This is a genomic window from Methylosinus sp. KRF6, assembly GCF_018887255.1.
Taxonomy (GTDB): domain Bacteria; phylum Pseudomonadota; class Alphaproteobacteria; order Rhizobiales; family Beijerinckiaceae; genus Methylosinus; species Methylosinus sporium.
Map to the genome: position 1 here is coordinate 1295942 of NZ_JAHLJF010000001.1, position 25967 is coordinate 1321908.

Below are 25967 nucleotides of genomic sequence, written 5' to 3' on the forward strand. Positions count from 1 at the left end.
AGCCCGGACGGTCTGCGGCGCAACGCTATGGATTTCTGCGTTTTCGAGTATGCGTTGCTAAAACCGGGGACCTTCTCCCGGCTACAATCTCACGAGCAGCGGCCGGACGGGATGGTGGAACATCCGGCCCGGCCTGACCACCACCCACGCTTTCGAGGAGCCTGGATCATGGCTGATTTTGAACATAGCACGACTCCGCCCGCCATCAGCTGGCGCGCCATCCTGCGGGGGACCGACGCCTTGCCGTCCGGGAAGAGGACAGACGGGGCGCCCTCCGACCCCGCGCTGCAGCTCTGGCGGAATTGGCAGGCCAACCACACACAGGTCGTCGCGCTGACGCGCCAATGGCAGCGCATCGAAAAGCAGCTCATTCACACGGTGGGCATCCCCGAGGTAACGATCCGCCTTTCCGGCGAGGAGGAGGCCAAATTCGCTCAATCAATCGACGAGATCGAGGAACTGGTCGCGAACGAGCCGGCGATCGAGAGAGAAGCGCTGATCGCCGCGTTCGACGAGCAGCAAAAGCGCTGGAACGAGGCGGCCGCGGCGCTCGGCTTGGACGCCGTGGACGTTGAACTCCGCGCCGTTCTCGGCAAGGAGCGCGATTTCGTGGTTTCGATCCCGAAGACGAAGGCCGCCAGCCTGCCGGGCGTCGCGGCCAAGCTCGCCATCCTCATTCAGCTCGGCGAGCCGAGCCCGACGGATGCGGAGTTTCCTTGGCCGGAACTGCGCTCGGCGCTCGCAGATATCGCCCGGCTGGCGTCGCCGGAAGCGGCTGTTTCGCCGATGTGATCCTGCGTGCTCGGGTCCGTGGTCGCTAGGCTGGCTACGGGCCCGGCTTCTTTCGAGTCGCCCGCCTTTCCGCCGGCCCCTCACTTTTCCGAGAGGGCTTTGCGCCTTTCTTGGCCTGCGCCTTCGTGCTCGCGCTTTCCGCCGATGTCGTCGACGACGATTTCGTCTCCGCGCTTTCGTTCCCCGGCCTCAGAAGCTCGAGCGCCGGGATTCCGAGCGCGTCGGCGAGGCGGCCGACGACGTCGACCGTCGCCGCATAGACGCAGCGTTCGATCGAGCTGATATAGGTGCGGTCGAGCTCTGCCCGATGGCCGAGCTCTTCCTGCGACAGGCGTTGCGCCCGTCGATATTTCCTCAGATTGCGCGCCAGCGTCTCTCGCATTTCCATGACGAGAACCAGCCAGCTTGAAGAGTATTTATCTACGGAGTATACTCTACAATCGGTAGCCGCTGGTTCGAGGACGCGAATCGGCGGCGCGGCAGAGGGGGCGAGTCCGTAAACGACCGAGAGTCCGAATATGCGTGAGAAGCATCTGGGTCATGCCGTCTCTTCGGCGACGATTTTGTTGAGCACGTGCAAGCAGTTCGCTCGAGCGCTGCGTGACGCAGCGATGGCGAGCATCAGAGCGAGATCGAGAGGCGCAGGTTTCGACCAGCCGATCATTTCCCGCTACTTCCTCGAATCGCACGTCGACGACGCTCTCTATCTGATCGGCAGAGACGGTCTCGACTCGCTCGAGAGCAATGTCCGCTTCGCGGTCGACGAAATGATACGAGAGGCATTGGAAAACGTGAGAATGCGGCGAACGGACAATTAGTCGATCGCTTTCTCGGTACGCCGGCTACGGCGTGCGCATTGCGTTTGCGCCATGTCCGACCCCTCACCGTCACGTCGCGGCATATAGGCGCCGATGTTTCCTCGCCAGCAGCGCGGTGTCGATCGCATTTCATAAGAATCTGTTTCAGGAGCACCCGTCGTGGAAGGACGAATAACTCTCACTGACATAGACCGCCCTGGAGAGGCGCTCGAAGTCGACATCATTGCTGTCGACGAGACGTCTTTGACGCTGGCGGTGCCGAACACATCCGTCCAATTTCGATTATTTCGCCACAGCCGCCAAGCTCCCTACCAAGGATCGTTGGGTGGCCGGAGCTTCTGCTTTGTTCCTCATGCTGTCGAGGCTGGAAAGACCGCCGCGAAAGCGAGAAAATAGGGCATTTGGCGCAGGATGCGTCTCATGCTCGATCCGGCAAAGTCAGAGTTGATTGGGGTGCGATCATTGCGGATTTTCCCGATTACGCCATCCTTGGATGGCTATCATGGCATCGCAATCCACTCGCCGTGGTCGAGGCGGACGATGCAATGGCGCTGATGTCGACTGGCCGTCACTTCTATTCCTCGGAGCCACTGGCTCAGAGCCGCGCCGCTGCTATGCGCGATGCTAATGCGGATGAGAAGGTGGGGGCCCGCCGCTCCTAGAGCGGCGGCCTTTCTATGCGGGAGCCGGCGCCTGCCGGCTCCTTTTCGGCGAGCCCTACGATCGCGGTCCTGACGAACACCCGGAGGTCACGTCGGTTGTCGGCAATGAGATTGTAAGCCTCCCACAGTTTCAGAATCGCTTGCTCATGCCCGCTTTTATCGGCACGCGATCCTTTCTTCGTCATGCTGCGTTCTTTCGTTCAGCGGTCGGGAGACCGCGCGGGCGCACTCGAATCCCGATGCTCGGCGGCACCAGAGTGATCACCGGCTTCGGTGGCGGCGCGGGGATCTGCGTTGTGACCGTCGGCTCGAGCGCCGCGGCGAACTCCAGCGCCAGGAGTTGAAGCTCGAGCATCGCGACGCTCAATCCGACGCAGGCGCGCGGCCCGACGCCGAACGGCATGTAATGGTCGCCGGCGAACTCTCGGTCCATGTCGAAAGTCTCCGGTCGGACCCAGTATCTCGGGTCACGGTGGTACTGCCACGGCGAAATCACGAGCGACGTTCCCTTCCGAAGCCGGACCCCGCCCACTTCGTGCTCACATTTGGTCTCCCGCGACATGTAATAGGTCGAAGGATAGAGGCGGACGACCTCTTGAACGAACGCCTTGCTGACGGGCGCGCGCCGGATCGATGAGGCGGTCAGCTCGCCGGTGTCCGTGACGACCTTCCTCGCCTCCTCGGCGAGCCGCGAGGCGATCGCCGGGTCGATGGCGATGTGATAGAGCGTCCATGCCATCGCGGTGCCGCTGGTGTGATGGCCGGCGAGCAGCATGAGCAGGATTTCGTCTCGCATCGTCTCGTCGTCGAGGCCGATTCTCTCATAGGTCCGGATGAGGCTCGCGTCCGATGCGCGACGCCGCGTCTTCTCGACGATCTCGGCCATCGTCGCGCGTGCGGCGGCCAGCTTGCGCTTCTTCCGAACGTAGTTCCAGGGCAGATCAGGAAGCACTTGAAAGACTTTCGCGGCGAGGTCGTCCTCGGCGAGCGCGACGGCTTCTGTCATGGCGCGTTCATCGTCTGGTGTGAGAACGCCCTTGCCGAAGACGAGGGAGGCGATGATGCGCAGCGCCAGGGTGGCTGTCGCCTTATGCGCCTCGAATTCACCGGCGCGAACCATTTCCGCGATCCACTCCGTTATCACGCTGCACATGATCGGAACGTAGGGGCCGCCCACGCCCTGAGCGAATTCGCGGTGGACCGCCTCACGCCGCTGGCGGTGTTCTGGCCCGCTGATCGTGAGCATGCTACGGCCGATGACCTCGCGCAGCTTCCAAATCAGCTTTCCCTTGTCGAGGACCGCCTCGTCGGCTTTGAGCACGGCTTTGGCCGTCGTCGGGTCTGCAACGAGATAGACCGGATCGAAGCCGACTCTGAGCTCCACGAGCGGCGCCGTCGCGTTTGCGCCCTTCTCGAGAAAGAACCCGAGCGCGTCACGCTGAAATGCGGGAAGGTCCGAAAATCTGCGAAACATCACGAATCTCCAGTTTTTCGATGAGAGACAGGAAACGGTGGAACTTGGGGCTGGTCTGCTCCGCGAGGGGAATTTCGCCGGCAACCGCTGTGAGCGGCAGGCCGTTGCGGCTCTTGCCGATGACCTGAGGCGCGCCGTAACGAACAGAGCGAATGCCCAGCATGGAGAGGAACCGCTCGTAGGTGAGGTCGGCGACGGCCACCAAGCCTTTCGCGCCCACTCGCAGAGCGAAGTAGATCATCGCCGCATAGTTCATTTCGGCGTGACGAATTCCGACGTCCGGAACGACCCCGAAACGGCTGATTTCCCAGAACTCGCGGCTCTTCGGATACGGCCGCAGTTTCGAGAGTTCGGGGAACACGGCCTCGCCGAGATACGGCTGATCGGCGCGGATCGCCCGGAACATTCCGACAAAGCGGCCATGATTGTATAAAACAGAGTAGATCGTATCCGGATTATCGAAGCGGTCTTGCTCGCCGTCCGAAATGATCTGCAAATCCCAATTGTATCTATCGACGAATAATGCTTTACGGAATGCAAATACGTCGTTCATTAGTCTTTCGTCGTCTTCCGCACGAAAGTACGTCACTGAGTAACTACTTTGCATCGTTCTGCCCCCTGCTTGCCAGCGGGTGAGGTGTCACACGACGCTGTTACTTGTGCTACCCTGGGATTCCAGGGGTTTAGCAATGAACAAACTCGAAGAGCATCTGGCCGCGATCGAGAGCTGCGTCACGATCGGCGAGGTGCGAGCGCGACTGCACGAGATCGCGCAGCACTATGGATTCGAGAGTTTTTCTTTTGTCGACGTGGGCGATCCCGCCAAAGAGGTCCCGTTCTTCATCACGACAACGAATCAGAGCTGGGACCAGGATTACCGCTCGAACAACTTCGTGCTTGTGGACCCGATCTTGCCGGTCGTGCGGCGTTCGAACCTTCCGTTTCTTTGGAGCGACATTCCGCCGCCGGAACGGCGCGGCAAACGCAAGCCGGGCGGACAAAAAGTGCTCGAGGCCTCACGAGATCATGGCTTTCAAAACGGTCTCGTTATTCCCATCCATACGACCGACCGAATCGGGCGCGTCGCGAGCGCTTCGTGCGTCTTTTTTTGGAAGGATGAAGCAAGGAAGCTCGAGTTCGCGATCGCGGGCGGCAAACATGATCTGCATGTCGTCGCGCTGTACAGCGCTCAAAGGATCATCGACATTATGGACAAGCAGAATGGCCGGGTCGAACGGTACGGAGGCCGTGGCGGACGGCTCCTGCCGCATGGCCAACTGACGGATCGCGAGCGCGATGTGCTCGCGTGGGCCGCACGAGGCAAAACAATGTCCGAGACGGCAGAGATATTGGGAATCTCGGAATCGACAGTCGAAGAATATGCGCGTGGGGCTCTGAGGAAGCTCGATGCCGTAACCAAGTCGCAGGCTGTCGCCAAAGCGATATATGGCGGCCTGATCGATGTGTGACCGAAGCCATCAAGAATAACGCGATCGAACCCAATTTTGAAGCTGGGAATGAATCCAATTGGAGCAGGCGGGTTCTTGCTGCGCTAGATCGGACAAGACCCTGCTGACCCCATCTTTCGCCGCATCGATGCTCAATTCTCCTCGTTCGAGCAGAGTGTCCGTATTTTCGATAGTTCTAGCAACGACTTGCCGAACGTCGGGATCGATGTGAGCATTTTGATGCATGATAACCCTTTCGATGACCAAAATGTATTATTCTATGCTGTTGAAAAAATAAACCCCGCCGAAAAAGTCGGCGGGGTCGCCTCGATCGCGTTTACGGACTCATGGGATTGTTACGGTCGACGAGCCGAACGTTCGCTCGATCAGATAGCGGGCGATTCCGCTGAGGCCGAGCGCGAATCCGACCGGCCCCGACGCCGCGTCGGCCGGCACGAGCGCGACGCCGAGTTGCGATCGAGCCAGTGTACATCCGGCGCTGACGAGCGGCGCGACATGATAGGCATCATTGCTCGCCGGTTACACTTTTTTCTTGGTCGTGCGACCGCGCTTGACCGGCGCGACGGCGACGGCCTTCTGGCGCGGTGCGGCCTTCTCGCGAAGCTGACCGAGCCCGATCTTCTTTGCCATTTCCGATCGTTGCGCCGCGTAATTTGGCGCGACCATCGGATAGTCCGACGGAAGATTCCACTTCGCCCGATACTCCTCCGGACTCATGCCGAGCGCCCTCAAATGGCGTCGCAGCGATCTGAAGCTCTTTCCGTCCTCGAGACATATGATGAAATCGGGTGTGACGGACTTGCGGATCGAAACAGCAGGCTCTCGTTTCACCGCTGGCGTCGTCGGGACGATCGACGCTTTGCCGAGGTTCTCCAGGGCGCCGCGCACAGCGTGGATCAGCGAAGGTAGATCTCCGATCGGCAGGGAATTATTGGCGACGAAGGCCGCGACGACCTCGGCCGCGAGCGTGGTCGAACGAGAAGGTTCTGCCTCGGAAGCCGTCATTCGAATTTTCCTCGAAGTTCATGACGAATTAGATTTCGAAACTATTGGCCGCTCCTCCGCACCAGCGCAAGCGCTTTCCGAGACTTTTCTTTGGAGAGGAGTCGAATGGACTGCTCTCGCCACGCGGAGCGTCTTCGGCCACATGATAATCGGCGCATCCAGAAAACGCCGACAGCCGAAGCAAAAAAGAATCGAAAAGCGCGAAGCGCCGTTCCCGCATGTGCATCCACCGCCGCAAGGGTGAAGGCGCGCGCGCCCGTTCTCGCCGCGAGCGGCGAGTCCGCCCTTGCCCCGGCGGCCGCGATGCGGGGCGTGGGATTTCTTTCCAAAACCTGAAACGGAGACGAATCCCATGCATAATGACATGAAAAGCAATGGACGGGCGTCCGCGCGTCGCGACCATTACCAAGACGTCACGGAGCGCATCGTCGCCGCTCTCGAAGCGGGCACGGCTCCCTGGCGCAGGCCCTGGGATCCCGAAAAATCGGGCGGGCCACTCTCGCCGATCAACGCCGTCACGGGGCGCCGCTATCACGGGATCAACGTTCTTCTGCTCGGCATGTCGCTATTTTCATTCGCGAGCGGCGATCCACGCTATTGCAGCTATAAGCAGGCGAAGGCCAGGGGCTGGCAGGTGCGCGCCGGTGAAAAGGGCACGACCGTCTTCTTCTATAAGCAGCTACGCGTCGAGGATCGCGACGCTCCCGCCGATGGCGAGGAGCACACGCGCAACATCCCTCTGCTTCGCGCCTACACGGTATTTAACGGCTCGCAGATCGACGGTATCCCTGAATTCGTGGCGCCGACGATCGAAGAAGCGCCGTGGCGCCGGTTCGACGCGGCCGACATCATCCTGCGCAATAGCGGCGCCGTCGTTCGCATTGGCGGCGACCAAGCGTTCTATAGTCCGTCGACCGACCACATTCAGCTACCGCCGGAACGCGCATTCCGATCTCCAGAGGCATACGCAGCTGTGCAAATGCACGAGCTCTGTCACTATTCTGGCGCGCCGAGTCGGCTGAACCGTGATCTCACAGGACGCTTCGGTTCGGCGAAATACGCTTTCGAAGAACTTGTCGCGGACATAGCGAGCTGTCTCGTCAACACAGAGCTCGGATTGCCGACAGACATAGAGAACCACGCGAGCTATGTGGCATTTTGGCTCCAGCGCCTCAAGACGGACAAGCGCGAGATATTTCGCGCCGCCGCGGCGGCGCAGAGGGCCGCCGATTATTGTCTGGCCTTTCATCCCGATTTTGCCGAAAGCGAATTCGGCTCGGATGAAGAGGACTTTGCCGGCGACAACTCCCCCCTTATTCGTGCGGCGTGATCGATATGCCGCGCATCACTCCGAAATCCCCAGAGACGAGAGCGGGCACGCTCGCTCTCGTCCGCAATGAATCTCTCATTGCTCCTGATCTCAGGAGCTACGATCACATTCTTGTCGCCTTCTCGGGCGGCAAAGATTCACTCGCATGCCTTCTTCATCTCCTCGATGAAGGCGGCGATCCTTCGCGGATCGAGCTGCATCATCACGACGTCGACGGTCGCGGGCCGCCGACGTTCGATTGGCCGATCACCGCCGGCTATTGCCGAGTGATCGCCGAGTCCTTCGGCGTTCCGCTCTACTTCTCATGGCGCGACGGAGGACTGCGCCGCGAGATGTTGCGCGATGGCGAACCCACAGCTTCCGTGATGTTCGAAACGCCCGAAGAAAGTATCGCGACATTTGGCGGCCGCGGCGGTCCTGGCACGCGTCTGCGCTTCCCGCAGGTCACAGCCGATTTGCGGCTTCGCTGGTGCAGTTCCGTCGCCAAGATCGACGTGATGCGAAGCATGATCTGCAATTCGCCGCGCTTTTTCGGCAAGCGTACGCTCGTCGTCACCGGCGAGCGCGCCGAGGAGAGCCAGGCGAGGGCGCGCTATATGGCGTTCGAGCCGCATCGCACCGACACGCGCGGCGGACCACGCCGGCCTCGCCACGTCGATCATTGGCGTCCGATCCTCGGCTTGGAGGAACGACAAGTGTGGGATTTGCTCCGGCGTCACGGCGTCGGTCCGCACGTCGCCTATCCGCTCGGCTTCGGCCGCGTCTCCTGCATGCATTGCATCTTCGCCTCGCCCGACCAGCTGGCGACGATCAGATGGATGGCGCCGGAACGCTTCGAGATGATCGCCGAATATGAACGGGGCTTCGGCGGCACCATCAAACGCGACGCGCCCATTCATGACGTCGCCGATCGCGGCAGACCCTATCCAGCCGCGCTCGCGCGGTCCGATCTCGTGCAGCTCGCCATGTCCGAGTTTTGGTTGCCGGCGATACGCACTACCCCCGAACGCTGGCGCCTTCCCGCCGGCGCCTTCGGCGACGCCGCCGGCCCCGGCTGACGTCCGCAGTTCTCGACTTCCCTTTCTCAAAATCCGTTTCACGCCTCGCAGAGGAGACATCGACATGTCCCGCTCCTACACGCATTTTTCCTGCGTTCTTCCCCTCGGCCGTTCCGAATTCGTCCCTCCGGCCATTGCTCTTTATGAGCAATATGCGGACGAGCTCGACGCGAGATTTGAGCGCGTCTGCTTCACGGTGAAAGCCAGCGACGCCGATAGAGGATGTCTTCGCATCGTGTCGGGCGACGACGGCGATCCCGAACAGGTGATCGCATTCGTCCAGCGCTGTGCGAGGACCTTCGGATTGACCGGCCTGTGGGGCTTCCATTGGAGTCAAGGCTGCGTGTTCCCCTCGTTCGACGCCTTCGGCGGCGCGGCTTGCCTGCTCGATCTCGGCGAACAGCGCGTCGTCGACAGGATCGATTGTCGGCGCTGGCTCTCCGACCGTATCGCGCGTGACAAGGCGCCGGCGGCTCGGGTGGTTCGGCCCCATTCGTGACGCTTCGCAATTCGCAAGTTGAAAAAGAAAATCCAAAGAGGAGAAAGGAGAAGGAAGGCGTTACCGCGAACGAACGGCCGCCGCAAAGGGTGGGGTCGCTCCGGCCGCTTCGCTGGGCCGGAGCGATCCCGGCGCACGAGGCGCCGCCTTTGCCCCAGCCATTCGTCCTCGGTGCGTGATCGGGGTCTTCGAGAAGAAGATCGAGAGGAGACTCCGATGCAACAGATCAGCACGACTGAATCCGAAAATCGCGACGCCGCCACCGCGGCGACATTCAGTCTCGACGCGTTCGATCATGACGCCGCGCGCCGCGACGGCTGGGTCATATCCGATTGCGGCAATTATCGCGACGGCGCGCCTCGCATCGAGCTGCAGAAGTTCGATGACCCGGAGGAGGGTCCGCCTAAATTTCGCGACGACAGAGAGGCCTGGGGCCATGTCGTCGCGCGGGCGCGTGCAGGCTCCGTGCGTCACCTTCGCGCCCTCGATCTGGTCGATCGACGCGAGCGATTCGCCATCGAAGCCGCCTTCGGACCCTGGTGAGCCCGGCGCTCGATCCTCTGATCCGAAAGGTGCGAACATGCTCCGCGATCCAATCCCGAACCAGCTCGACTGGTTCACAGCGAAGATCCTCTCCGACGGCGCGCAGGAAATCGTGATCTGCGCGCTTCCGATCTCCCCGGACCAGCCGTCGGTTCGCCTCGACCGTTCGCAATCGCTGACGTTCACAGCGATCCTCGATCACATCGCCCGAGACACGACGCTTCCTTGGAGCGCCACCCGTCAGGCCGTGCTCCGCGGCTTTTGGAGCGCGCTGTCGGCCTGAAGGCCGCGCCGGTCCAGTCCTCACGCTTCTCCAAGCCTCGATTCCCAAAACCACCCGGCCGCCGATCGCGCGCCGGGCTTTTTCGTGCTCGCCGAAAGGATTTCTCGCCATGGCCAAGGACAGCAATCAGCTGACGCTTTCTCTCTTCGATTCCACCAGCCTCGCCGGCGGCTTGACGCTCGACGGCGGAAGTTTTCGCCCCTCGACCGATCTCCCCGAAGAGGACGAAACGTTGGCCGTCGCGGCGGCGCCCGCCATTCCCGCGCAGGACTTCGTGCTTCGCGGCGACCGCCAGCTCGCCCACGGCTGGAAGGCTCGCGCCGCCGACAATCTCGCCGCCATCCGGCTCGCGCTCGAAATCGAGGCCGAGAAGCGGAATGCGACTTCGGAGGAGCAGGACGTCCTGAGCCGCTTCGTCGGCTTCGGCGCGCGCGACCTCGCCGATATGATGTTCCGCCGCGCTGGCGAGACCTTCACTGAGGGCTGGGAGGATCTCGGCGAGGAGCTGGAGCGGCTCGTCCCGCGCGAAGAGCTGGCGAGCCTCGCCCGCGCCACGCAATATGCTCATTACACGCCCGAGTTCATCATCCGCGCCATCTGGCGCGCCGTCCAGCGTATGGGCTTTGCCGGCGGCTCGATCCTGGAGCCTGGGTGCGGGACAGGGCTCTTCTTCGCCCTCGCGCCGGAAAGCCTCATCGGCAAATCGAGCCTCACTGGCGTCGAGATGGACGCCACCACCGCACGCATCGCCGCTCAGCTGTTTCCGAACGCCTGGATCCGGCGCGAAGACTTCACCAAAGCGCGGATCGCGGAGAGCTACGACCTCGTCATCGGCAATCCGCCGTTCAGCGACCGGCGCGCGCGTCTCGATGGGGCAGAGCGGCTCGATCTCTCCCTGCATGATTATTTCATCGCGCGGTCCGTCGAGCGGCTGAGGCCGGGCGGCCTCGCGGCCTTCGTCACCAGCCGCTGGACCATGGACAAGGTCGACGACAGGGCGCGCGCCCATATCGCCACAATGGCCGATCTCGTCGGCGCGATCCGGCTCCCCGAGGGGGCCATGAACGCCGCCGCCGGAACCGATGTCGTCGTCGACATTCTGTTCCTGCAGAGGCGCGCCGCCGACCAGGAGCCCGCCGGCGCGGCATGGGATGGCCTCGCCGAAGCGGTCCCCGCCGAGGATGGCGAGGAGCCGCTCGCGATCAATCGCTATTTTCTCGATCATCCCGAGATGGTCATGGGGCTCCATGCCCGGACCAGCAGCGCCTATGGGCCGACCTACACCTGCCAGCGAAAGGACCGCGCCGCGCTCGACCAGCAAATCGACGCCGCCGTTTCGCGCCTGCCGCGCGGAATCCATCAGCCGAGCGAGCGTGTCGCCGCGGCCGCGCCGAGCCGCCCCGCCCTCCGCGTCGGCACGGCTGCAGAGGGCGCGACGATCAAGGAGGGCAGCTTCGTCATCGTCGACGACGCGCTGACGCAGATCATCGACGGCGCGCCGCGCAAGGTCGAGGTGCGCGGCGGCAAGGGAACCGAGGGCATTCCCGCAAAGCACGCCCGCATCATTCGCGCGCTCATCCCGATCCGCGACGCCATCCGCGAGGTCCTGCGCGCCCAGGAGGCCAATGAGCCCTGGGGGCCGGCCCAGACGCGCCTGCGTATCGCCTACAACAGCTTCCTGCGTAATTTCGGAGCGATCAATCTCACCACCATCAGCGAAACAACGGATCCGAAGACCGGCGAGGCGCGCGAGACGCAGCGCCGCCCCAATCTCCAGCCCTTCCTCGACGACCCCGACGTCTGGCTCGTCGCCTCGATCGAGGATTATGACGTCGAGACCGGCATGGCGACGAAAGGGCCGATCTTCTCCGAGCGCGTGCTCCATCCGCCGGCGATGCCGACGATCGAGAGCGCGGCCGACGCCCTCGCCGTCACCCTGCACGAGCTCGGCCATGTCGACATCGATCGCATCGCCGATCTTCTGGGGCGCTCGCGCGACGAAACGCTCGCCGAGCTCGGCGAACGCGTCTTCCTCGACCCGCAGACGACGATCGAGGGATTCGAGAGCTGGCAAACCGCCGACGCCTATCTGTCCGGCCCGGTGCGCACCAAGCTCGCCGCCGCGATTGTCGCCGCCGAGCGAGATGCGCGCTATCGGCGCAATGTCGAGGCGCTCGGCCAGGTCCAGCCCGAGGATCTGAAGCCGTCGGATATTTCCGCGCGGCTCGGCGCGCCCTGGATCCCGATCGACGTCGTCATGGGCTTCGTCGCCGAGGTCATCGGCGTGAAGGCCTCGATCCGCCACACCGTCGAGATCGCCTCCTGGACCGTCGAGCTTTCCGCCTTCTCCGGCCGCGCCGAGGCGACCTCCGAATGGGGCACGGCGCGCCGCAACGCCGGCCTCCTGCTCGGCGACGCGCTCAATTCGTCGATCCCGCAAATCTATGACGTCTGGAAGGAGGACGGCAGAGAGCGGCGCGAGCTGAACGCCGCCGAGACAGAGGCGGCCAAGGAGAAGCTCGCCAAGATCAAGACGGCGTTCGAGCGCTGGGTGTGGACCAATGTCGAGCGGGCCGAGCGTCTCACCCGCATCTACAACGACCAGTTCAACAATCTGGTCCCGCGGCATTTCGACGGCGGCCATCTCCAGCTTCCCGGCGCGAGCAGCGTCATCAAATTCTACGACCATCAGAAGCGCGCCATCTGGCGCATCATCAGCGCCGGCAAGACCTATATCGCCCATTCGGTCGGCGCCGGAAAGACCTTCACCATCGCCGCCGCCATCATGGAGCAGAAGCGGCTCGGCCTCGTCTCCAAGGCGATGCTGGTCGTTCCCGGCCATTGTCTGGCGCAGGCCAGCCGCGAATTCCTCCTGCTCTATCCGAACGCCCGCATCCTGGTCGCCGACGAGACGAATTTCTCCAAGGACAAGCGCCAGCGCTTCCTTGCCCGCGCCGCCACGGCGCAGTGGGATTGCATCATCATCACCCACAGCGCCTTCAAATTCGTTCCGGCGCCCGCCGCCTTCGAGCAGGGGCTCATTCAGACCCACCTCGCCAGCTATTCCGAATTGCTCGAGAAGATCGACGGCGACGACCGCATCTCGCGCAAGCGCATCGAGCGCATGAAGGAAGGGCTGGAGGCCAAGCTGGAGGCCCTGCAAAGCCGCAAGGACGATCTCTTGACCATCGGCGAGATGGGCGTCGACCAGCTCATCGTCGACGAGGCGCAGGAGTTTCGCAAGCTCTCCTTCGCCACCAATATGACGAGCCTGAAGGGCGTCGATCCCGACGGCTCGCAGCGCGCCTGGGACCTCTTCGTCAAATCCCGCTTCGTCGACGAGAAGAATCCCGGCCGCGCCCTGCTCCTCGCCTCGGGCACGCCGATCACCAACACGCTCGGCGAGATGTTCACGCTGCAGCGCTTCATGCAGCCCGAGACGCTCGAAGAACGGGGCATTCACGAGTTCGACGCCTGGGCGGCGACCTTCGGCGAGACCCGCACCGAGCTCGAGCTGCAGCCCTCCGGCCTCTACAAGCCGGTCACGCGCTTCTCGGAATTTGTCAACGTCGCCGATCTCATGGCCATGTATCGCTCGGTCGCCGATGTCGTGCTCAAATCGGACCTGCGCCATTATCTGCGCCTGCCGAGCGTCAAGGGCGGCAAGCGCCAGATCGTCACGGCCGAGCCGACCGCCGCTTTCAAGGCCTATCAGAAAATCCTCGCCCAGCGCATCGCCGTCATCGAGGCGCGCAAGGGCAAGCCCGAGAAGGGCGACGACATTCTCCTCTCCGTCATCACCGACGGCCGCCACGCCGCCATCGATCTGCGCTTCGTCCTCCCCGGCACCGCCAATGAGGATGGCAACAAGCTCAACGCCCTGATCGACAATGTCTATTCGATCTGGCGCGAGACGTCGGACCGCCGCTACACGAGGACCGACGGCGTCCCCTACCTCCTGCCCGGCGCGGCGCAGATGATCTTCTCCGATCTCGGCACGCTCAATGTGGAGGCGACGCGTGGCTTCTCGGCCTATCGCTGGATCAAGTCGCGCCTCGTCGCGCTCGGCGTCCCCGCCGAGCAGATCGCCTTCATGCAGGATTACAAGAAGTCGGGCGCCAAGCAGCGCCTGTTCCAGGACATCAACGCCGGCAAGACCCGCATTGTCATCGGATCGTCCGACACGATGGGCACCGGCGTCAACGCCCAGCGCCGTTTGGTCGCCCTGCATCACCTCGACGTTCCCTGGCTCCCCTCGCAGATCGAGCAGCGTGAGGGCCGCATCGAGCGGCAGGGAAACGAGAATGACGAGATCGAGCTCTACGCCTACGCCACCAAGGGCAGCGTCGACGCCACCGGCTGGCAATTGCTGGAGCGGAAGGCCCGCTTCATCGAAATGGCCATGTCCGGCGACCGCAGCATCCGCCGGCTGGAGGACGCCGGATCGCAGGTCAATCAATTCGCCATGGCGAAGGCCATTGCATCGGGCGACCCGAGGCTCATGCAGAAGGCCGGGCTCGAAGCCGAGATCGCGCGCCTGGAGCGCCTGCGCGACGCGCATTTCGACGATCAATACGCCGTCCGCCGCACGATCTCCTCGACCGAGGCCTCGCTCCGTCACGCCGAAAAGCGGATCGGCGAGATCGAGCAGGACATCGTCACGCGCATCCCGACCCGCGGCGACGCGTTCCGAATGGAGGTCGAGGGCCATCGCTTCGTCGAACGCAAGGACGCCGGCGCCGCCCTGCTCAGAGGAATCCGAGCCAGGGAGTTCGAAGGCAAGGGCGGCGACTGGCGCGTGGCCAACATCGGCGGCTTCGATTTGGCTGTAACGGCGAGATCCGTCGAGCGCCAGAAGCTCGCCGAGGTCGAGCTGACGATTCAGCGCGCCGGTCGGCATATGGAGATCGAATATTCGCACGATTTGACCCCGCTCGGGGTCATCTCTCGCCTCGAATATGCGCTCAGCCGCTTCGAGGTCGAACTGGCCGAGCAGAAGCGCACCATGCAGGACGCCGCCGAACGCCTCCCGGCCTATCGCCGGCGCCTCGATGAAGCTTTCGCCTACGAAGACGAGCTCGACGCGAAACGCGACGAGCTGGCGGCGCTCGACGCGTCGCTCGCGGCGAATGACGACGGAAACGCCGAGGCCAGCTCCGCGGCCTGACGCGCAGCTCTTGGTCGCGCTTCGATCACATCCGCAAATTGTCGAAAGGAAAATCCCGTGACGCTTCTCGCTCACGCCTCTTCTCGCGCGTTTCGCGCCTCTTTGGGGTGCGATCCGATCATCGTCGCTTACGGAGCCGGCGTCGACAGCACGGCGATGCTGATCGGCCTGCGCAACCACAAGGTCACGCCGAATCTGATCCTCTTCGCCGACACCGGGTCGGAAAAGCCCGAAACAAAAGCCTATCTCGGCGTCATCGGCGCGTGGCTCGCCGCCAATGCGTTTCCGCCCATCACCATCGTCCGCCGGCGAAGCCCGCGCGCGGGCGATGTTTCATTGCACGACGAATGCTTGCGCAAAAGCATTCTTCCGTCGCTCGCTTACGGCGGCCATTCCTGCTCCCTGAAGTGGAAAGTGGACCCCCAATGGGCGTTCACGCGCGATCACTTGGGTTGGGATCGGCGCCTGCGCCGATGGAGACATGGGCCATACGTCACGAAGCTTATCGGATATGACGCCGGACCTTCCGACGCCAAGCGCATCGCCAAGGCCTCTGGCAAATGGCCGCCGGGCCATCGCTACCGCTATCCGCTCGCCGAATGGGGCTGGACGCGCGAAATCTGCGAAAGCGTCATTGCCGACGAAGGCCTGCCGACCCCCCTGAAATCTTCCTGCTTCATGTGCCCTGCCTCCAAGAAGCACGAGGTCGACTGGCTCGCAGCGACGCATCCCGAGCTGGCGGCGATCTCGATTGAGATGGAGCGGCGCGCGCACCATCGCGGCCTCACGACCACTCGCGGCCTCGGACGACGATGGTCCTGGTCGGAGCACCTCGGCGCCGGCGATCCCAAGGAGGCCGCATCGCCGCTCATCGCTTCCGCCCCATTCCAATCAGGAGACCTTCGATGCTCCCGCCCGCAATCATTCGATCTCTCCGAATCCCCCAATTGACGGCCGCCGACTTCACGCCGACCAAATTTCACACGGCGGATGACAAGGCCTGGTTCGCCAACGCGCTGTTGAAATTCCTCGCCGACGATTGTCCGAGGAGCGGCTTCATCGATCGACTTTATGTCCGCCTCTCCAACAGCTTTGGGCATATTGCTCACTACGACAAGCATCAATTCTTCGAGCACTTCTTTCCCGATTCTGAAAGAAGGATCGCGTTCCTCGAAGAAACGCTGCAGTGGCCCTGTTACGGTTCCGCGGAATTTACATTTTGCGACGTCGAGATGCTCGTTCAATCGAGGATAACGATGGTGAACCTTCTCGCGATCGTCAAGGCGCAGCGCGACAGTGACGTCGCTCGTCGAGAGCGCGGATTGCTCGAGCGTCTGAAAGCCAAATACGAACCAAGCCTCCGACCGGATACTCGCTCCGATCTGACCGCGCCGGCGACAGCGCCGACAGCGGTCCTTCGCCAAGGCTCACTGTTCGATTTCTCCGAATGAACGACGCGCCTCCTCGCGCCGATAGGAGAGAAGCCGCCAGCGCCGAGCGGAACGAGCACGAAAATCGAGAAGAAGAAAAAAAGCGATTTGCCCCATGCGCGGCCACCGCCGCAAGAGTTCGTCGCTGCGCTCCCGCGCGTGCCGCGCGCTCTTGCCCCGCCGTCCGCGATCGGGGCGTTCGATCCTCGTCTTCGAAAAGAAGATCGGCAATCGGAATTGAAAGAGGAGATCATCATCATGGCACAGCCTCACATCGATGTGCGCTCTCACGAGCCCGATTCCAACAATCACAGCCACGCCGCTCCCGGCGAGCAGACCGATCGACCAATCGTCGCCGACGTCGAGGCGAAAGGCGGCGCCGATATCGCCACCGCGCCGGGGTATGGCCGCGTTTGCCTGGAGCTACGCCACGTTGATCCGCGCTCTCTCAAGCCCAATCCCAACAATCCCCGTCGCACCGCTCCCAGCGAGCATGCCGACCGGCAAATGCTCGCCAATATCAAGGCCACCGGCATCACGCAGCCGCCCGTGGTGCGTCCCGACGGCGACGATCTCGTCATCGTCGCGGGCCACGGCCGCGTGCGCGCCGCCATCGGAGCAGGCTTCTCCGAAATCCTCGTCCTCGTCCGCGGCCCCGACGACGGCGCCGACAATCTTCGCTCGCTCTCCGAAAACGTCGTTCGCGCGCAGATGGGGCCGGTCGACCAGTGGCGCACGATCGAAGCGCTCATTTCCGACCATTGGACGGAAGAGGCGATCGGGGACGCTCTCGCCCTGCCCGTGCGGACGATCAAGAAATTGCGCCTGCTCGCCAATATCCATCCGGCGATTCTCGACCAGATCGCCAAGGGCGACATGCCGCAGGAAAATCTTCTGCGCACCATCGCCGTCGCCGGCGCCGACGAGCAGGCGTCCGTCTGGAAGAAGCACAAGCCCAAGAAGGGCCAGGACACCGTCAGTTGGCATGAGGTCGCTCGCGCACTCGACAAACGGCGCATCCACGCCAAGAACGCGAAGTTCGGCCCGGACGAAGAGCAGGCTTTCGGAATCGTCTGGGAGGACGATCTGTTCGAGCAGGGCGACCAGGACAGCCGCTACACCACCCAGGTCGAGGCGTTCTTCGCCGCGCAGGCCGCATGGATCGAAGCCAATCTCCCGAAAAATGGCGTTCTCCTGCAAATCGACGAATACGGCCAGGGCAAGTTGCCGCCGAAGGCCGAGCGGGTTTGGGGACAGCCGAGAAAGAGCGACATGATCGGCCTTTACGTCGACACCCGCGACGGATCGGTGAAAGAAATCACCTATCGCCTGCCCAAGGCGGAGCCGAAGAAGGGAAAGAATGCAGCATCCGGCGGGACGTCGGAGACGCTCGCCGAGCCCGCTCGCAGCCGTCCCGAGATCACGCAGAAAGGCCTCGCGATCATCGGCGATTTCCGCACCGACGCCCTGGTCAGAGCGCTGGCGGAAAACGAGATCGACGACTTCACGCTTCTCGGCCTGCTCGTCGTCGCCTTCGCCGCCGACAATGTCGATGTGAAAGCCAGCGGCTACTCTTCGCGTCTGCGTCGAGGCCTGGCGCATCGGCTCGCCGATGACGGACGCATCACCCAGGACGCCGCCCTCGTTCGAAAGGCGGCGCGCGACATGCTGGCCCATGTTCTCAACTGCCGCCCCGGCTATCATTCGAGCGGCGTCGCCGCCCGCCTCGTCGGCGACGCGATCGGCGCGGATGCGCATCTGCCGAATATGGCGACGGACGATTTTCTGTCGTCGCTTTCGAAGGCCGCGCTCGAAAAGGCCGCCGCGGCGCGCTCCGTGCTGCCGCGTCCGCGCGCCAAGGAGACGCGCGCCGCTCTCATCGAGCAGGTCTCCGGGGGAACCTACGTTCTTCCCGCCGCCCGCTTCGCCCTCTCCGAGGAGGAGATCGCGAGCGAGATTGCCCGGGCGACCGAAGGCGTCGAGGACGACGACGGAAATGTCGAGGGCCCCGACCCGGAGATCGGGGGCTCTGATGAGGACCCCGATCCCGAAGAGGATCATCAAGCCGAGGAATTCGCCTGAGAGAGGCGATGGCGCGGCCGGCTCGACGCCGGCCGCGTCCATGGGGAGCCAGCCGTCGAGGATGGGAGGTCCGACCATGTAGGCGTTTCAATTCCAGGATGGCAGCTGGCGTATCGACTCCTTGACCAATAGCCGGTCGCCCCGTCCTCGGCCGAGGACCGAGGCCTTTGATCTCTTTGAGGCATCCTACCTGAACCGCCGTGATGCGGATGCGGCGATCGAGAAAATTCGCGCGTTCGTGTCCAACGACTCTCGACGCAATCATGAGGAGCCCGATGAAATCGAAATTCTTCACCGAGCACGATCTCGCCACGCTCGCCAATATCTGCCGCGTCGCGGCGGAGCGCTTCAACGATCATGAAGTCGAATTCCGAAAGCTGGCGGCCGCTCCACCATCACCGGAGACGAAATCGCTGCTCCCGACGGGAGATGCGGCGCTGCGTCTCGCCGATCAGTTCGCGCTTCAGGCCAGCGAAGCGCACGCCTTTGCGACTCTGTTCCAAGCCGGCGAGCCATTCGCGATTCAGCACACCGGCGCCGAGGCCGACGCCTGACCGAAATCGGAGAAGGCCCGACAATGGATGCGATACTGAAAATGGCGTCGCGATGGCGCGCCCCACTTCTGAAACGCGCTCCCAAAACCGAGAGACCGATGAAGGCGCAAGATTGCATTCGCGTCTACAACGAGTCGCCGCATATCGTCGCCGTTCAATTTCGTTTCACCGACAGCTTCGGACACGCGAGTCTCACCTTCGACGAGACACGAAGCCTCGTTCGCATGCTCACCGATGCGACAGAGATCACCGCGCAAAGCCTCGTGCGTTCATAGTCTTTCGACCAAGGGAGAGCCGAATGCCGACCTACCGCATCCTTCTTGTCGAAGAGCAGGTGGAAAGCGACTGCGCAGAATTCAAAGTCGCCGCCTCCACGCCCCGAGACGGCGCAAAAATCCTCGCCGGCGCCCATGCTCGCGCACGGGACAAATCGTCCAATTGGGTCTCCCTGCCGGACGGGCAGAGCGCCCGCATCGAACCCAACAATCTCGTTCGCACGCGCGTCTATTGCGTGTTGCTGGACGACGAAGGCAACGAAGTCGAGGAGATCGACCTCGACGGTCCCGCCCCTTCGCCGCAGCTCGACTCCCGGGCGACGTCAGGGAAACGCAAACGCGGCCCGCGATCCAGTCGGTAGGCCCGTTTCAGGAGACATGAAGATGGCCAGGACACACGTCGATGTCACCGCCGAAACATCGGGCGGCGCCACCAGCACCGCGCATCAGGCGGAATTCGTATTCGACGGCGAAGACAGCAACAAGATGACCGTCGAATACGCCATGAGCCTGATCGAAAGAAATTGGTCCTGCGAAATCGATCACGCGAAGACCGAAATCGAATGCGGCGTCGGCGTTCGAGTCGCCTTCAAAGACGGTTCCATTCGCCGCGTCGCCGCCTGGGCGGACTGACGCGAGGCTTTCCAACGGCACGCCTTCACCTTTGGAGGTTCGAAATGATTCGACAATATTACGCACGGCGCTGTCAGGGCGGAGACAATCCCAAGGGCGTCGGCGTCATCGCGGTCGGAGCCATCTACTATCTGCAGAACGACTCCTATTGGCGCGACCGATTTCGCGGGACGCCTGTGTGCCGCGATCCCTGGATCGTCCTGGCGTTTTTGAACGGCGTCGTCGCCGCCTCCCGCCGCAGCGGCGCTACCGGCAAATGGGAAGACGTCTTTGTGAGCGGCCGCTCCGATGTCGCGCTCGTGCGGTCTCTCCGTGATGGGCGCATTCGCAAGATCGCCGTCCGCACTCTGATCCTTCACGACGATCTCGGCATGTGCAAGCAAGCGACCGAATATCCGTCGCTGCCGAGGTTGTCGGATCGCAATTCACGGCTTCGGCTTGTCGCTGCGTAATGGAGATACGCCTGGCGTTCACGCCAGCGACGAAATTCGGACGCAGAGGGCGCCGGAGTGTGTCGAGACTGCCTCCCCTTAAGATTTTTCAATTTGCGAGCGCCAAACGGTCCCGAGTTCATTCAGCGCTCATAAACGTGGAGCGCGGCGCCGTCCGCTCATATTGCGACCGATTCATGCCCGAGACTTGGGACTCCGAAACTTCGCCTTGATCTGTCGCGCTTCTCTCGAATAGCCGCAGCAAATCGTCGCTCACGCGCGGAGCAGGATGAACGAAAGGCGCGTCGAGCAGCCGCCTTTGAATGGTGGTCGGACCGTCCAACAGAAGCACGACGATGCCGGCGACAGCGCCTCCCAGCGCACCCGCTCCGATCGCTATCGAAAGGGCGTCCGCAAGAAATCCGACGAGAGAGTTCGAAATCCGACTTGCGTTCGGATGAAGACGTGACGCCGACGATTCCTTATTCATGAAAAGCTCCCGAATTGCAGGCGGCCGCTCCGAGATCGTCCGCACTGCAACCGTGCGGCCCACTTGCGCGAATTGGGAGCCGGCCTTTCGGGAAAATTCTCGCTCGATCGATAATACGTCCGTTCCCAGTGAAAAGATTCGCGCGACCGGGAAATGTTTCGCATCTCCCGGTCGCTTACGCGCAATTGTCTATCGCCGAAATGCCACGCCGCCTTGAAGGCTCACTTGCAAGTGACAAAGAGACCAGAGCGGCCGTTCCTCAATACGCAATCGTTCGTACCTTCCGGCAGAACTATTTTTTCCTTTTGTCCGCTAGCATAGCGACACAAAACGCTCACGGGCCGCTTTGCCCTTCGCAAGTTATGCCAGCCTTGTTCTATCAAATTGTCGGGCCATTGGCCGGTCGGCCGATAGGACTCATTGTCGGGAGGTTGGTACCCCGGAGGATCATACGACCCTTCGATTATCTCGATTCCACTCAAGTTTCCCTTGCAAGGCGTGAACGCTTGAGCGATCCCCGGCGCGATCAGCAACAACGACAAATATGCGGCTATCTTAGTGAGAGACGACATAGAATTGGCTCCCTGATTCGTATGCGTTATGCGTCGTCCAGCCGATCGTTCTTACGCTCGCCGGATGATCCACCCACTGATCCATGACTTGAATGCCTTGGTCGTTCTGACCGAGGTAAATCGCCGTGTGGCTTTGGCCCGGAGTGTTTGTGTAGGTTCCGTCTTCACCGAATGTCGCGATTACGGTCCCTTCGGGAATATCGGTCGCCCCCTGGACGCGCTCTCCTGGAACCCAGGTCGACGTGAGGCCGACGTCCGACGTCGCTTGCGCCAGCGCGACGCACTGACCACTTCCGACGCTCTGACCATTGTATTGGCTGTAGTCGGTCGCGATCGAGCCCGAGCCTATTCCGCCGTCGCCATTATAGCCGTGGCCTCCGCCATTTCCTCCTCCTCCTCCGTTCCCGCCACCTGTATCCGTCCCGCCGGTCGGGTAGCTGAAATTCGGCGCTCCTTTCTCGCGATAGGTCGGGATCACCGCAGCGGGCAATCCACGTTCGACGACGGGAGTCGGATCGGCGCTTGCCGGCGCCTTCCCCAAGAGCGGCCATCCAGCGATCGCCGCCAGCGCCGCCACGATCAATCGGCATGAGTCGACGCGCCGGTTGCGCCGCTCACCGTTTCCTCCACCGCCCTCGCGCGGAGGGGACACATTCATCTTTCGCAACATGAGACCTCCTTTTGCAGAAGGCTCTCAACATTGCTCGCAACAGTGCGAATGTGAAATTCCTGTCAACCACGAAATCATCGTCGCGAATCTTTCGGCTGCGTTTCGTCGACGCGCTTTTGGCGATCTTCGATAGCGACGGGCTCCCGGCGGCGGCGACCGGCCGTCGCCCCTGCAGGCGCGCCGCGGACTCGTCCGTTTGGACTTGCGTGATAGTAGAATTCGAAAAAGCAGGAATGAAGAATCGAAATCGAGCGAGAAGCCGAAAGCCCGATTGCACGCCGGCGTTTTACAGCCGTCGTCGACTCCTTCGGCTCCAGGCGCCGCAGAATTTTCCCCTGTCAGCGTCGCCCCGCCTCAAATCGGCGGGCCGACGCGGCCATTCCTCGCGCAACAAAATTCGGCGTCTCCAGGAGTTCAGCGCTGAAGCTCGACCTCCGGCCTTGCGGCCGGAGGCTCCGGATCGCCTTTCCGGCTGTTCGTGAACGCCGTGCAACGGGCTGCGGCCCCGCTCGGAGAAAAGACATGAAAAACTAGCAGAGTTTCAGCTCATCGGACGCGTCGGCGTGATCAAGAAGGTCGGCTCCACCACGCATGTCACCATCGCGTCCAACTACTCCTACAAGGACGAGGGCGGAGAGTGGAAGGACGACGCGCATTGGAACGAGGTCGTTGTTTTTTCGACCACGACCGCGCGGTATATTGAAAAATATATCGGCAAAGGCGATCTCGTTCACGCACGCGGCCGCGTGCGTCAGAACAGCTATGAGCGCGACGATGGCGAACGCGTCTTCACCGTCGATCTCATCTGCAATGATTTCTCGCGCCTCGCGCAAGCCGCCGACAATCGTGACGGCGAGCACCGCGACGCCGATGCCCGGGACGACGCCTTCGGGCGACGGCAAAGGACCGCGTCCAGGCGCCGGACGACGCCATTCCCTACTGATCGACCGACCGGAGGGGAGGCGCTAGGCCTCTCCTCGTCCCGATTTCGGCGCGCCCCGTGATTGCGAGCGCTTCAACGATGCGACGACCTCGCCGTGAGCTCGTCGACGCACATCGCGAGCGCTTCCGCGTGCAAGTCGAACGGAGCCCGGGTTTCGCTGCGCTTCGCGATCTCGATCGCGCGCGACGCGCCCGCCGCGTGCTGACACGCCACATGCGCGTCGACCAGCAGTCGCGCGGCGTAGAAGGTCTGCGCGGAGGCCCGTTCGCTGAGGGGCGTCAGCCAATAGGCGCCTTCCGACTGCGCCTCGACCACCAGGCGCTGCGCCTTCACGGCCGCCAATGATGCGTCATGCGCCTCGCGGCACAGCGACACCGCGCGTTCGACGATCGGCTGCGGAAGCGAATCCAGCTCCGCCTGCCCCTTCGAACCCGACAGCCGAGCCCCCTTCTGGGCAATGTAATCCGCCAGCTCCTGGTCGGCCGCATCGCGTATTCCATCGATGTCGTCGTCGAATCCGAACGACTCGATCACCAAGGAGACTTCTCGCGGATCCGGCGCGATCTCGCGCACGAGATCCATCGACGGCTTTGCGCGCCGCTCGATCGGAAAGCGCACGACGTTCGTCATGCCCGGCGTCAATTCGATGCGCATGGCAACTCTCCTGTCGCTGATCGTCGCATCAAATCAGACACAGAGTCGGGATGCAACGACAACCTATTGAAGATAATAGGACAAGTCACACGGCGGCGACTTTTCTCCGCGTCGACGCCGCGCTCGTTTTCTCCCGCGACGTGGCCGCGCTCGGATCGTAGCGGAAATACCGCCCGCCGATCGCGCCCTCGAACCACGCGCCATCCTGCGAACGTCGCAACTGAAATTCCATGATCGGTCCAGGAACCGCCACGATCATCGTGCGCGCGTTCGACTTCACCACCTCGACCTCGAGCGGTTCTCGCGGGCGATCGACATCGGTCAATTTAATGCCGGCGTTCATCGATGCTTCTTTCCAAATGCCTATTCTTGCTCTGACAATGGCCTCCGATCGACGGATGTGTATCCGGCTCGACAGGCGTCAACCGCTCACGGCCGTCATTTCTTCCGGGCTTAGTCCGGTCGCGCCGCCGTCGATTTCGACAAGTTGGATCCCGTCGATCAACACCAGCTTCGCCCGCGCCGCGCGCGTCGCACGCAACATCCATTCCTTCTGCCGCGCGCTCAAGCCTTTGGCGTCATTCACGACCAGCACGTCCGTCGCCGCCAGCCGATCCTGCTTCTTCTTCCACCGCCCGAGAAGGCCGTGAACACCGACGCTCTTGATGCCCGATCGCCTCTCGAACGCCTTCGCGGTCTCATATGTCAAGCCCACTCCACGAAGCCGCAGGCCCGCGCGCTCCCATTGCGCGATCGCCTCCTCCAGCGTGCGGCTCGTCTCCGTCGCGCTCACCTCGCCTAAGGCGTCGGAACCACTCATGGATTCATCATTTCTGCATTGCACGGTCGCTGCGAGGCTGCGCGTGCTGAAACTCTCGCCGCCGGCGAGCCGCACCAGCTCGACCGAACATTCGACGCGCGCCAGCGCCGTTTCGAATTGCTCTTTGCCTGCAGTGTGCTTGCTCACGAATGCGATCATCTCGCGGCGCGAGAAGCTGGCGCTCGCATGGGTCAACGCCCTCAGCGCTAGCTCGGGTTCACCGAGCAGGCGCTCGCCGTTGCGCCACGCGATTTCCAGATTTTCCGCGCGCCGCTCGATCTCTTCGTCTTCGAAAAAAGGTTCCAGCGCGCGCCCACGAACCGCATCCGCTCCGGCGCGAATCAACTGGCCGCAGCCCGCGGCGATCAGATATTTGTTGGACAGAAGCGTCCAGCGCTCGCGCCACTTCGACAAGAGCTTGGCGTCTTTCCAATCCGTCCGCTTCTTTCCGAAGCCTTCCTCGACGATCTCCCGCATCGAGAAGAGCCCCTGCACATAGGACCGTTCGACGCCGTCCGCCCCCGCCGCGCGATGAATGTTCAGATCGACAATGATCCCCCTTTCGACGAATTGTTCGTTGAAGAATTCGCACGCGAGCGCGACGCCGTCCTCTCTCGACAGTTGGGACGGAATCGCGATCTCCACCTCCCGCGCAACCTGCGCGTCGTCGCGCTTTTCGACCGCCTCGACCTCGTTCCATAAGATTGCGCGATCCGACCACTCGGGCCGCGCGCCTGCGGGAAGCAAGATCTCCGAATGCTCGGCGTCGGTGAGGGTAGAAAAATCCGCGACCGTCTCCCACCGCGAATCGCGCAGCCGTGACCGCGAGCAATAGGCCGCCGCGACCACTGCGTTTCGCCCGATGGACCGGCTCACCGTGATGACATTGAGATAGAAGATCGCCATTTCGCAGTCCTCGCCGCGCGTCGCTCCAGCCCATGCCGGAATTCCGACGCGCCGCCGACAGGCTCCGCGAAATCTGCGCGAATGTTGAAATCGAATTTGGCGCGAACCGATCCGACGCGCGAACAATCCTCAGCCTTCCAAAGGTCTTGCGCAGTTTGCGGTTTTCAGAACGAAGATTCGCGTCCCTCACTATGAAGAGGCAGGCGTGCGGAGAGGCGGGCGCCTTTCGATCCCGCCGCTCGGGCCGGGCGCTCAGCGGGCGTCGGATTTGTGCTCGCCGCAATCTCGCGGCGCCGTGGGCAGCCAATCCCGCCGTTGGGATCGGCGAGACGGCTCCCCGGCAGGCGGCGGGCGTAGCCCTGCATGGCTCGGCGCGAAGGCGAGCGCAGGCCAAGGGTCTCTCGCAC

25 protein-coding genes are annotated in these 25967 nt (G+C 62.7%); 17 read left to right on the forward strand and 8 right to left on the reverse strand.

Annotated elements, in window-relative coordinates:
- Positions 1 to 168: 168 nt before the first annotated feature.
- Positions 169 to 792 carry a hypothetical protein gene (locus KP010_RS06235; protein ID WP_216280588.1) on the forward strand — a complete coding sequence of 208 codons (624 nt, stop codon included), beginning with the start codon at positions 169 to 171 and terminating at the stop codon, positions 790 to 792.
- Positions 793 to 826: 34 nt separating this feature from the next.
- Here the strand turns inward: KP010_RS06235 and KP010_RS06240 are convergent, their stop codons facing one another.
- The 3 genes from KP010_RS06240 to KP010_RS06250 form a co-directional block, all read right to left on the reverse strand.
- Positions 827 to 1180, reverse strand: coding sequence for a helix-turn-helix domain-containing protein (locus tag KP010_RS06240; protein WP_216280589.1), 354 nt, complete (start codon positions 1178 to 1180; stop codon positions 827 to 829).
- A gap of 1273 nt (positions 1181 to 2453) precedes the next feature.
- Positions 2454 to 3746 carry a cytochrome P450 gene (locus KP010_RS06245; protein WP_216280590.1) on the reverse strand — a complete coding sequence of 431 codons (1293 nt, stop codon included), beginning with the start codon at positions 3744 to 3746 and terminating at the stop codon, positions 2454 to 2456.
- Positions 3706 to 4299 carry an acyl-homoserine-lactone synthase gene (locus tag KP010_RS06250; RefSeq protein WP_216280591.1) on the reverse strand — a complete coding sequence of 198 codons (594 nt, stop codon included), beginning with the start codon at positions 4297 to 4299 and terminating at the stop codon, positions 3706 to 3708. The genes KP010_RS06245 and KP010_RS06250 overlap by 41 nt, the downstream gene beginning before the upstream one ends.
- Before the next feature lie 136 nt (positions 4300 to 4435).
- On the opposite strand from KP010_RS06250, the gene KP010_RS06255 reads away from it, so the two are divergent.
- The gene (locus tag KP010_RS06255; RefSeq protein WP_216280592.1) at positions 4436 to 5215 is read left to right on the forward strand and encodes a LuxR family transcriptional regulator; all 780 of its coding nucleotides are present in this window, start codon (positions 4436 to 4438) and stop codon (positions 5213 to 5215) included.
- Positions 5216 to 5734: 519 nt separating this feature from the next.
- On the opposite strand, the gene KP010_RS06260 is transcribed toward KP010_RS06255, so the two are convergent.
- Positions 5735 to 6220, reverse strand: a complete 486-nt coding sequence (locus tag KP010_RS06260) for a MucR family transcriptional regulator (RefSeq protein WP_216280593.1) — start codon at positions 6218 to 6220, stop codon at positions 5735 to 5737.
- 352 nt (positions 6221 to 6572) lie between these two features.
- Here KP010_RS06260 and KP010_RS06265 point away from each other — a divergent pair, with 352 nt between their 5' ends.
- The 14 genes from KP010_RS06265 to KP010_RS06330 all read left to right on the forward strand — a co-directional run bounded on the left by KP010_RS06265 (position 6573) and on the right by KP010_RS06330 (position 20526).
- Positions 6573 to 7550, forward strand: a complete 978-nt coding sequence (locus tag KP010_RS06265) for an ArdC family protein (RefSeq protein ID WP_216280594.1) — start codon at positions 6573 to 6575, stop codon at positions 7548 to 7550.
- 5 nt (positions 7551 to 7555) lie between these two features.
- Complete coding sequence (locus KP010_RS06270) at positions 7556 to 8608, forward strand: phosphoadenosine phosphosulfate reductase family protein (protein WP_216280595.1); 1053 nt, start codon at positions 7556 to 7558, stop codon at positions 8606 to 8608.
- A 64-nt stretch (positions 8609 to 8672) separates the two neighbouring features.
- Entirely contained in the window at positions 8673 to 9107 is a 435-nt protein-coding gene (locus KP010_RS06275; protein WP_216280596.1) for a hypothetical protein, read from the forward strand.
- A 216-nt stretch (positions 9108 to 9323) separates the two neighbouring features.
- Positions 9324 to 9650: a hypothetical protein gene (locus KP010_RS06280; RefSeq protein WP_216280597.1), complete on the forward strand. Its 327-nt coding sequence runs from the start codon at positions 9324 to 9326 to the stop codon at positions 9648 to 9650.
- 37 nt (positions 9651 to 9687) lie between these two features.
- The gene (locus tag KP010_RS06285; protein ID WP_216280598.1) at positions 9688 to 9933 is read left to right on the forward strand and encodes a hypothetical protein; all 246 of its coding nucleotides are present in this window, start codon (positions 9688 to 9690) and stop codon (positions 9931 to 9933) included.
- A 109-nt stretch (positions 9934 to 10042) separates the two neighbouring features.
- Positions 10043 to 15100: a DEAD/DEAH box helicase family protein gene (locus KP010_RS06290; protein ID WP_216280599.1), complete on the forward strand. Its 5058-nt coding sequence runs from the start codon at positions 10043 to 10045 to the stop codon at positions 15098 to 15100.
- 57 nt (positions 15101 to 15157) lie between these two features.
- On the forward strand, positions 15158 to 16051 hold the full coding sequence (locus KP010_RS06295) for a phosphoadenosine phosphosulfate reductase (RefSeq protein ID WP_216280600.1): 894 nt from the start codon (positions 15158 to 15160) through the stop codon (positions 16049 to 16051).
- Positions 16048 to 16551 carry a hypothetical protein gene (locus KP010_RS06300; RefSeq protein WP_216280601.1) on the forward strand — a complete coding sequence of 168 codons (504 nt, stop codon included), beginning with the start codon at positions 16048 to 16050 and terminating at the stop codon, positions 16549 to 16551. The genes KP010_RS06295 and KP010_RS06300 overlap by 4 nt, the downstream gene beginning before the upstream one ends.
- Positions 16552 to 16788: 237 nt before the next feature.
- On the forward strand, positions 16789 to 18612 hold the full coding sequence (locus KP010_RS06305; RefSeq protein WP_216280602.1) for a ParB N-terminal domain-containing protein: 1824 nt from the start codon (positions 16789 to 16791) through the stop codon (positions 18610 to 18612).
- A 275-nt stretch (positions 18613 to 18887) separates the two neighbouring features.
- Positions 18888 to 19166 carry a hypothetical protein gene (locus KP010_RS06310; protein ID WP_216280603.1) on the forward strand — a complete coding sequence of 93 codons (279 nt, stop codon included), beginning with the start codon at positions 18888 to 18890 and terminating at the stop codon, positions 19164 to 19166.
- Between the two features lie 98 nt (positions 19167 to 19264).
- Positions 19265 to 19441 (forward strand): hypothetical protein, encoded by a 177-nt coding sequence (locus tag KP010_RS06315; protein ID WP_216280604.1) that lies wholly within the window; start codon positions 19265 to 19267, stop codon positions 19439 to 19441.
- A 23-nt stretch (positions 19442 to 19464) separates the two neighbouring features.
- Entirely contained in the window at positions 19465 to 19803 is a 339-nt protein-coding gene (locus KP010_RS06320) for a hypothetical protein (protein WP_216280605.1), read from the forward strand.
- Between the two features lie 22 nt (positions 19804 to 19825).
- Positions 19826 to 20074 (forward strand): hypothetical protein, encoded by a 249-nt coding sequence (locus tag KP010_RS06325; protein ID WP_216280606.1) that lies wholly within the window; start codon positions 19826 to 19828, stop codon positions 20072 to 20074.
- Between the two features lie 44 nt (positions 20075 to 20118).
- Complete coding sequence (locus KP010_RS06330; RefSeq protein ID WP_216280607.1) at positions 20119 to 20526, forward strand: hypothetical protein; 408 nt, start codon at positions 20119 to 20121, stop codon at positions 20524 to 20526.
- A gap of 1024 nt (positions 20527 to 21550) precedes the next feature.
- Here KP010_RS06330 and KP010_RS23050 read toward each other — a convergent pair.
- Positions 21551 to 22144 carry a BPSL0067 family protein gene (locus KP010_RS23050; RefSeq protein ID WP_371824228.1) on the reverse strand — a complete coding sequence of 198 codons (594 nt, stop codon included), beginning with the start codon at positions 22142 to 22144 and terminating at the stop codon, positions 21551 to 21553.
- Between the two features lie 656 nt (positions 22145 to 22800).
- Between KP010_RS23050 and KP010_RS06340 the strand changes: the two genes are divergently transcribed.
- The gene (locus KP010_RS06340; RefSeq protein WP_371824196.1) at positions 22801 to 23241 is read left to right on the forward strand and encodes a single-stranded DNA-binding protein; all 441 of its coding nucleotides are present in this window, start codon (positions 22801 to 22803) and stop codon (positions 23239 to 23241) included.
- Positions 23242 to 23252: 11 nt separating this feature from the next.
- Here KP010_RS06340 and KP010_RS06345 read toward each other — a convergent pair whose 3' ends face one another.
- The 3 genes from KP010_RS06345 to KP010_RS06355 all read right to left on the reverse strand — a co-directional run bounded on the left by KP010_RS06345 (position 23253) and on the right by KP010_RS06355 (position 25560).
- Entirely contained in the window at positions 23253 to 23822 is a 570-nt protein-coding gene (locus KP010_RS06345) for a hypothetical protein (RefSeq protein WP_216280609.1), read from the reverse strand.
- A 97-nt stretch (positions 23823 to 23919) separates the two neighbouring features.
- Positions 23920 to 24177 carry a hypothetical protein gene (locus KP010_RS06350; RefSeq protein WP_216280610.1) on the reverse strand — a complete coding sequence of 86 codons (258 nt, stop codon included), beginning with the start codon at positions 24175 to 24177 and terminating at the stop codon, positions 23920 to 23922.
- A 78-nt stretch (positions 24178 to 24255) separates the two neighbouring features.
- Positions 24256 to 25560 (reverse strand): MobA/MobL family protein, encoded by a 1305-nt coding sequence (locus KP010_RS06355; RefSeq protein WP_216280611.1) that lies wholly within the window; start codon positions 25558 to 25560, stop codon positions 24256 to 24258.
- Between the last annotated feature and the right edge of the window lie 407 nt (positions 25561 to 25967).